General features: G+C 75.1%; 7 protein-coding genes. 4 read left to right on the top strand and 3 right to left on the bottom strand.

Annotation, left to right across the window (positions count from 1 at the left end):
• Together CTKZ_RS19480 and CTKZ_RS19475 are read left to right on the top strand one after the other, a co-directional pair.
• Nucleotides 1-1963: pectate lyase family protein (locus tag CTKZ_RS19480; protein ID WP_124344468.1), on the top strand; the 1963-nt coding region annotated here is incomplete at its 5' end.
• Between the two features lie 114 nt (nt 1964-2077).
• A complete protein-coding gene (locus tag CTKZ_RS19475; protein ID WP_124344467.1) occupies nt 2078-2359 on the top strand; it encodes a hypothetical protein in 282 nt (93 codons plus the stop codon).
• A 90-nt stretch (nt 2360-2449) separates the two neighbouring features.
• Here CTKZ_RS19475 and CTKZ_RS19470 read toward each other — a convergent pair whose 3' ends face one another.
• Both CTKZ_RS19470 and CTKZ_RS19465 read right to left on the bottom strand, forming a co-directional pair.
• The gene (locus CTKZ_RS19470; RefSeq protein WP_124344466.1) at nt 2450-2920 is read right to left on the bottom strand and encodes an NUDIX hydrolase; all 471 of its coding nucleotides are present in this window, start codon (nt 2918-2920) and stop codon (nt 2450-2452) included.
• Nucleotides 2921-2922: 2 nt separating this feature from the next.
• Nucleotides 2923-3708 carry an aldo/keto reductase gene (locus tag CTKZ_RS19465; RefSeq protein ID WP_124344465.1) on the bottom strand — a complete coding sequence of 262 codons (786 nt, stop codon included), beginning with the start codon at nt 3706-3708 and terminating at the stop codon, nt 2923-2925.
• 128 nt (nt 3709-3836) lie between these two features.
• On the opposite strand from CTKZ_RS19465, the gene CTKZ_RS19460 reads away from it, so the two are divergent.
• Nucleotides 3837-4118 (top strand): hypothetical protein, encoded by a 282-nt coding sequence (locus tag CTKZ_RS19460; protein ID WP_124344464.1) that lies wholly within the window; start codon nt 3837-3839, stop codon nt 4116-4118.
• A 172-nt stretch (nt 4119-4290) separates the two neighbouring features.
• Nucleotides 4291-5076, top strand: coding sequence for a M15 family metallopeptidase (locus CTKZ_RS22620; protein WP_268904347.1), 786 nt, complete (start codon nt 4291-4293; stop codon nt 5074-5076).
• Nucleotides 5077-5118: 42 nt separating this feature from the next.
• On the opposite strand, the gene CTKZ_RS19450 is transcribed toward CTKZ_RS22620, so the two are convergent.
• Nucleotides 5119-6478, bottom strand: a 1360-nt coding sequence (locus CTKZ_RS19450) for a threonine/serine exporter family protein (protein ID WP_148090527.1), incomplete at its 5' end; no start/stop codon positions are given.

Raw genomic sequence — 6478 nt, 5'->3', positions numbered from 1 at the left:
CCTCCCGGCCGCCGCCGGCGCGGCGCAGAAGCCGTCGACGCCGCCGTCCGCACCTCCCGCCGACCTCGGTCGCGAGGTCCTGCCGCCCGGCGACGGCTGGGCGTCCTGGTCCGGCGCGACCCGGCCCGACGGCGTCGCCCGCACCGCGGCCCCGACGACCGGCGGCGTCGCCGCCGGCCCGAGCGAGGTCTACGTCGTCGACACCTGGCAGGAGCTGCGCGACGCGCTCGCCGGCAAGCGCGGCGGGTCCCAGACCGACGCGCGCCGCAACACGGTCCCGCGGATCGTCTACGTGCGCGGCACGATCGACGCGTGGGAGCGGCCCGACGGCACGCGCACCACGTGTGCGGACCTCGAGCGCCAGGTCACGGTCGAGGGGACCGGCGAGCCGTTCGCCATGAGCGACTACATCGCGGCCTTCGGCCCCGGCGTCGACCCGAGCGGCCCGCTCGAGACCGCGCGCACGGCGGCCGCCGCGCTCCAGGCCGCGCAGACGCTCCAGCACGTCGGCTCGAACGTCACGCTCGTGGGCGTCGGCGACGACGCCCGGATCGTCGGCGGGTCCCTGCGCGTCCGCGACGCGAGCAACGTGATCGTCCGCAACCTCACGCTGTCCGACGCGTACGACTGCTTCCCGCAGTGGGACGCGAACGACTCGGGCGGCAACTGGAACTCCGCCTACGACAACCTCTCGGTGTGGACGTCGACGAGCGTGTGGGTCGACCACAACACGTTCGACGACGGCGACCATCCGCCGGCCACGCTCGACACCGTCTGCGGGCGGCCGTTCGAGGTGCACGACGGCCTGGTCGACATCACGCACGGCTCCGACCTCGTCACGGTGTCGTACAACGCGCTGCGCGAGCACGACAAGACGTCGCTCGTCGGCTCGTCGGACTCCCGGACGCAGGACCGCGGCCAGCACCGCATCACGTACCACCACAACCGCTGGACCGACATCGGCCAGCGCGCGCCGCGGGTCCGGTACGGCGACGTGCACGTCTACAACGAGCTCTACGAGCAGACGAAGCCCGCGCTCTACCCCGACGGCGTCGGGTTCCAGTACTACCTGGGCGCCGGGCGCGAGAGCAGCATCGTCGCCGAGCAGAACGTCTTCGAGCTGTTGCCGACGTCCGACCCCGCGAAGATCCTCGCCGGCTGGGGCGGGACCGAGGCGAAGGTCACCGGGTCGCTCGTGAACGGCGAGCCGTTCGACGTGCTCGCCGCGTACAACGCGACGGCGACGGTGCCCCTGTCCGACGCGGTCCGCTGGGACCCTGCCGCGGCCTACCCGTACACCGCGCAGCCGGCCTCCGAGGTCGCCGCGACCGTCCGCGCGCAGGCCGGTGCCGGCGTGCTGCGGTCCGGGTCGCCCGTCGCCGACCGCGCGCCCGACCGGTTCCGGCTGTCGCACGACAACGGTTGGGACACCGGGCTGCACGACGGCGACTACACCGTCACCGCGACCCTGTTCTGGGGCAGCAACGGGACCGTCGCGAAGCTGTACGAGGACGGCGTGCTCGTCGACGCCGCCTGGCTGGAGGGTCGCACCCCCGGGAGGCAGCAGGTCGCGTTCGACGTCACCGGCCGGACCGACGGCGACCGCACCTACGTCGTCGAGGTCCTCAACCCGTGGGGCTCGTCGACGTCAGCACCGCTCACCGTCCGCGTCCGCGACGCAGCGCCTGCGAAGGCCGTCCTCAAGCACGACAACCGGGACGGCGACGGCGACCTGACGATCACCGCGCACCTGTGGTGGGGCACCAACGCGGAGCAGTACGTGCTCTACCAGGACGGCGTCGAGGTCGACCGCCAGACGCTGACCCCGGCCACGCCGCAGGCGCAGCACGCGACCACGCGGGTCGCCGGCCTGGCGCCCGGGACGTACGTGTTCACCGCCGAGCTGTCGAACGCCGCGGGCACCACGGCGACCGCACCCCTCACGGTCGTCGTCCGCCGCTGACGCCCGCGCGGGGTGCGCGGGGACCATCGTCCTCACGCACCCCGCCCGTCGGGCCGTAGTGTTCGGTCGGCGGGGTCGTCCAACGGCGGGCGACCCCCGACCACGGAGGTGACGATGGCCTCGATGCGCCACGAGCTCGAGCAGCGCCGCGACGGCATGTGGACCGGCGCGCACGTCACGCTGCTGCTCGTCGTCCCCGCCGCCTACAGCGCCGCCCTCGTCCCCGGTCTCGTGCTCAAGGCCCTCGTCGTCGCGGCCGCCATGGGGCTCGCGCTCGCGGGGTACGTGCTCTCGACCAGCGCGAAGCGTCTCGAGGTCATCCTCGACGAGACCGTGCCCGGGCCCACGCCGCCCGGCGTGACCCCGCCGCCCGCCGAGGTCGAGCACAACCCCTGACGGATCGTGCCGGGTCCGCGCCCGGACCACGCCGACGGGCCGACGCCCCGGGGCGCAGGGACGCCGGCCCGACGCCGGTCGCTCGACCTCTCAGGCCAGCGCCTGCGCCAGCCGCTCGACGAGCTCGGCCTGCGCGGCGACGACCGCGAGCCGCGCGTCGTCGGGCGTGAACCACGCCGCCCGGTCCACCTCGGGAACGGTGACGGTCCGGCCCGAGCGCGGCGGCCACTCGACCTCGACCGTGTTGCTGCGGACCGCCGTCTCGTCGACCGAGCCCTCCCGGGCCCACGCGTGCACGACCTTCCCGCCGCTCTGCCGCACGGTGCCCAGCGGCACGTCGGGCACCGACGCGGGCGGCGGAGCGACGCCGAGCTCCTCGGTGAACTCCCGCACCGCGACCGCGAGCAGGTCGTCCTCGTCGGGCTCCGGCTCACCCTTGGGGATCGTCCACGCGCGCTCGCGGCGCTCCCAGAACGGGCCGCCCATGTGCGCGAGCAGCACCTCGATCCCGTCGCCCGTCCGCCGGTAGAGCAGCAGCCCGGCGCTCACGCGGGCCGCCACGCTCAGCCCTTGCCGAGCGCGTCGATCGCCGCGACCTCGTCGGCCGTGAGCTCGAAGCCGAGCGCGCCGAGGTTCTCCTCGAGGCGGTGCTGCTTCGTGGACTTCGGGATGACGACCACGTCGTGCTCGACGTGCCAGCGCAGCACGACCTGCGCGGGCGTCACGCCGTGCGCCCGGGCCGCGTCCGCGACGGCCGCCGCGTCCAGGTCGGTGCGCTTGAGCGGGCTGTAGCCCTCGACGACCACGCCGCGCTCGCGGTGCGCCGCGAGCAGGGCCGGGTCGTGGTCGACCGGGCTGTACGGGATCTGGTTGACGGCCGGCGCGACGCCGGTCGCCTCGATGAGCTCGTCGATCTGCGCGATCGAGTAGTTGGAGACGCCGATCGACCGCACCAGGCCCTCGTCGCGGGCCGCGACGAACTCACGCCACGTGCTGGGCGTCGCCTGCTTGTTCGGCGGCCAGTGCACGAGCCACAGGTCCAGGTGGTCGGTCCCGAGCGCGGCGAGCGACTCCACGAGCGTCTGGCGCTCGCGGCCGACGTGGTCCGGCGGGAGCTTCGTCGTGACGAACACGTCGTCGCGGTCGATGTCGATCGTGGCCAGCGCGCGGCCGACCTCCGCCTCGTTGCCGTAGCCCGTCGCGGTGTCGACGTGGCGGTAGCCGAGCTGCAGCGCAGCCGTCACCGCGCGCTCCGCGTCGCCGCCCTCCGCCTGCCAGGTGCCGAGACCGAGCACCGGGATCTCTCCGCCGGGGATGGTGAGCGTGGGGGTCGTGGGGGGAAGTGTCATGCGTCCCATCCTCACCCGCGGTCCCGGTCGCTGCGCGGCGTGCGTCGTGACCAGGGGGTCGCCCGGCGACGGGTTCGTCACCCGCTGGGCGGTCGCCCGAGCGGTCGGTGCGTTCGTACACTTGTTCGATGGTGCGGGAGGTCGACTGGTCGAAGTGGCTGCGCACGCCACGCGGCTGGGTGCGGGTCCCACCGGCGGCGTGCCCCGCCGGTCACCGCTGGACCAGCACGGGTCCGGGCCGGCCCTCCGAGCGGTTCGTCACGTGCGGCTGCACGATCGACCGGCACCACACGCTGTGGGTCTGCCCGGCGTGCGGCATGCACTGCGCCGAGGGGTGCCGGGACGTGCGGATGTGGGCGGGCAGCACGGTGTCCGTCGGCATCACGGTCGACCGCCGCGGCCGCGTGTAGGCGACGGTCGGCCCCCGCGTCGCTCCCGCGAGGGCTCCCGTGCGTCGGGCGTCGTCGCGCGTCGTGGCGCTTCGTGGGGTGTCGCGGGTGTCGTCGGGTGTCGGCGGGTCCGCGTGCACCGGTCCTCGCTCCCCAGGTGCGTGACCGGGTGCCCGGCCGCGACACTGGCGACGTGCGGACCGCGGGGGACCGGTCGTCCGGCGCGCGCCGCCTCGCGGTGCGTGCGATCGTCGGCGTGCTCGCGGTCGGGCTCGCCGGGTGCGGAGCGTCGGTGCGCGAGCCCGTCACGGCCGCGACGGTCACGGTCGAGCCCGACGCGGTGGCGAAGGCGGCGGCGCCCGACCCGGTCGTCCCGACCCCCACCCCGACACCCACGCCCACGCCCACGTCCGCGTATCGCGGGACGGTGAGCCCGCTGACGCCCGACGTCGTCGCCCGCATGTCCGCGTCGTGGCGGCCGGGGTGCCCGGTGCCGCTCGAGGACCTGCGGTACGTCACCGTCACGCACCACGGGTTCGAGGGACAGGTGCTCCAGGGCGAGCTCGTCGTGCACGCCGACGTCGCCGACGGGATCGTCGAGGTGTTCCAGGCGCTGTTCGACGCGGGCTACCCGGTCCGGTCGATGCGGCTCGTGGACGACTTCGGCGCCGACGACGACGCGTCGATGGCGGCGGACAACACGTCGGCCTTCAACTGCCGCGCGATCACGGGCGGCACCGCGTGGTCGGAGCACGCGTACGGGAGGGCGATCGACGTGAACCCCGTCGAGAACCCCTACGTGGTCGGTCGGCACGTCGCGCCGCCCGCGGGCCGTGCGTACGCGTCCCGCACCCCGGCGCCGGGCGTGATCCTGGCCGACGACGCCGTCGTCCGGGCGTTCGCGGCGGCGGGCTGGCGGTGGGGCGGCTCCTGGGACTCGCCGGTCGACTACCAGCACTTCTCCGTCTCGGGCCGCTGATCCCGCCGTCGCCCGACCGGCCGACCGTGCGCGGACGCCGCGTCAGCGGTCGCGGTGCACCACGGGGGCGACGGCCTCGACGACCGTGCGGGTCACGCGCCGGGCGTCGCGCGTCGCGGCGGTCCCGACGAGCACCCCGAGCGCGATGGAGAACAGCGCGAGGACGGTGTCGATCAGGTCCGAGATGCCGAACGAGTAGCCGGTCGCGAGCTCGGAGACGCCCCGGAACCCGAGCGCACCGGGCACGAGCAGCCAGAACGCGGGGAGCATCGTGACGACCGCGGGCGGACCGGTGCGGGCGCGCTGGATCGCCTGCGAGACCGGCACGACGACGAGCCCGCCGACGAAGCCCGACAGCTGCGGGTCGAGGACGAGCCCGCCCACGGCCTGCGCGGTGTAGGCCGCGTACAGCGCGAGCAGCAGCCACCAGAACGTGCCGCGCGGCGGCGACGAGAAGAACCGGTGCCCGACGGCGACGCACAGCACGCCGAGCCACGGCGTCCACGCGCCGAGCAGGTCGAGCCGGGTCTCGGTCGCGAACGGGCCCGCGACGCTCACCGCGGCGACGACGCCGAACGCGAGCAGCAGCAGCTGCGCGCCGCCGAACACGAAGCGGCTCGCACCCGCGACGACCTGGTTCGACGTCAGCTCGATCGCGGCGACGGTGAGCACGGCACCGGGCAGGAAGCTCACGAGCGGGGGTGCGAGGATCCGCACCGGGTCGCCGCCGAGCGCGGGCGACACGAGCGTGATGGTGACGACCGTGACGAGGAACGACGCGGCGACCGGGAGGGCCGCGCCGAGCGTGGGCCAGCGCCCCCCGAGCAGCCGCAGGACCCCGACGACCGCCCCGAGCACGAGGAACACCGGGAGCGTCGCGGCGCTCGGGTAGAGGATCAGGCCGAACCCGACGGTCAGCAGCGCGTGGCCGAGCACGACGAGCAGCGGACCGAACCGCGCCGGCGTGGCCAGGATCTCGCGCAGCCGTGCGCGGGCGCCGGCGAGGTCGGCGTCGCCGCGCACGAGGTCGCGCACGAGCCGGTCCACGTCGCCGATCTGGTGCAGGGGCAGCGTGCCGCTCGTACCCGGGCCGGTGAAGTCGCTCAACGTCCCGCGGGTCGTCTCGACCTGCACGAACACGCCCGTCGGCAGCACGATCGTGCGCACGTGGTCGGCGCCGTACGCGGCCGCGACCTCGCCGATCTGGCGCTCGGTGTCGACGACCGACTGCCCCGACGACAGCAGCGCCGCACCCAGCTCGCGCAGCAGCGGGACGAGGTCGGGCGGCACCTCGGGCGGCTCGACGGGCTCGGGCGGTGCGGTCGGCGCGGCGGGCTCCGTGAGCGCGTGCGCCGCGCGCCGCATCCGTGCGGCGAGCGTCCGCCGGCGCGCGACCGCCGCC

Source organism: Cellulomonas algicola, assembly GCF_003851725.1.
GTDB classification, from domain to species: Bacteria; Actinomycetota; Actinomycetes; order Actinomycetales; family Cellulomonadaceae; genus Cellulomonas; species Cellulomonas algicola.
The sequence above is the reverse complement of the archived record's forward strand: the minus strand, read 5'-3'. Positions and strand labels throughout refer to the sequence as shown.

Bases quoted from the DNA above. Each gene is read 5' to 3' on its own strand.
- CTKZ_RS19475 (WP_124344467.1), top strand. From the start codon at position 2,078: ATGGCCTCGATGCGCCACGAGCTCGAGCAGCGCCGCGACGGCATGTGG.
- CTKZ_RS19465 (WP_124344465.1), bottom strand. From the start codon at position 3,708: ATGACACTTCCCCCCACGACCCCCACGCTCACCATCCCCGGCGGAGAG.
- CTKZ_RS19460 (WP_124344464.1), top strand. From the start codon at position 3,837: ATGGTGCGGGAGGTCGACTGGTCGAAGTGGCTGCGCACGCCACGCGGC.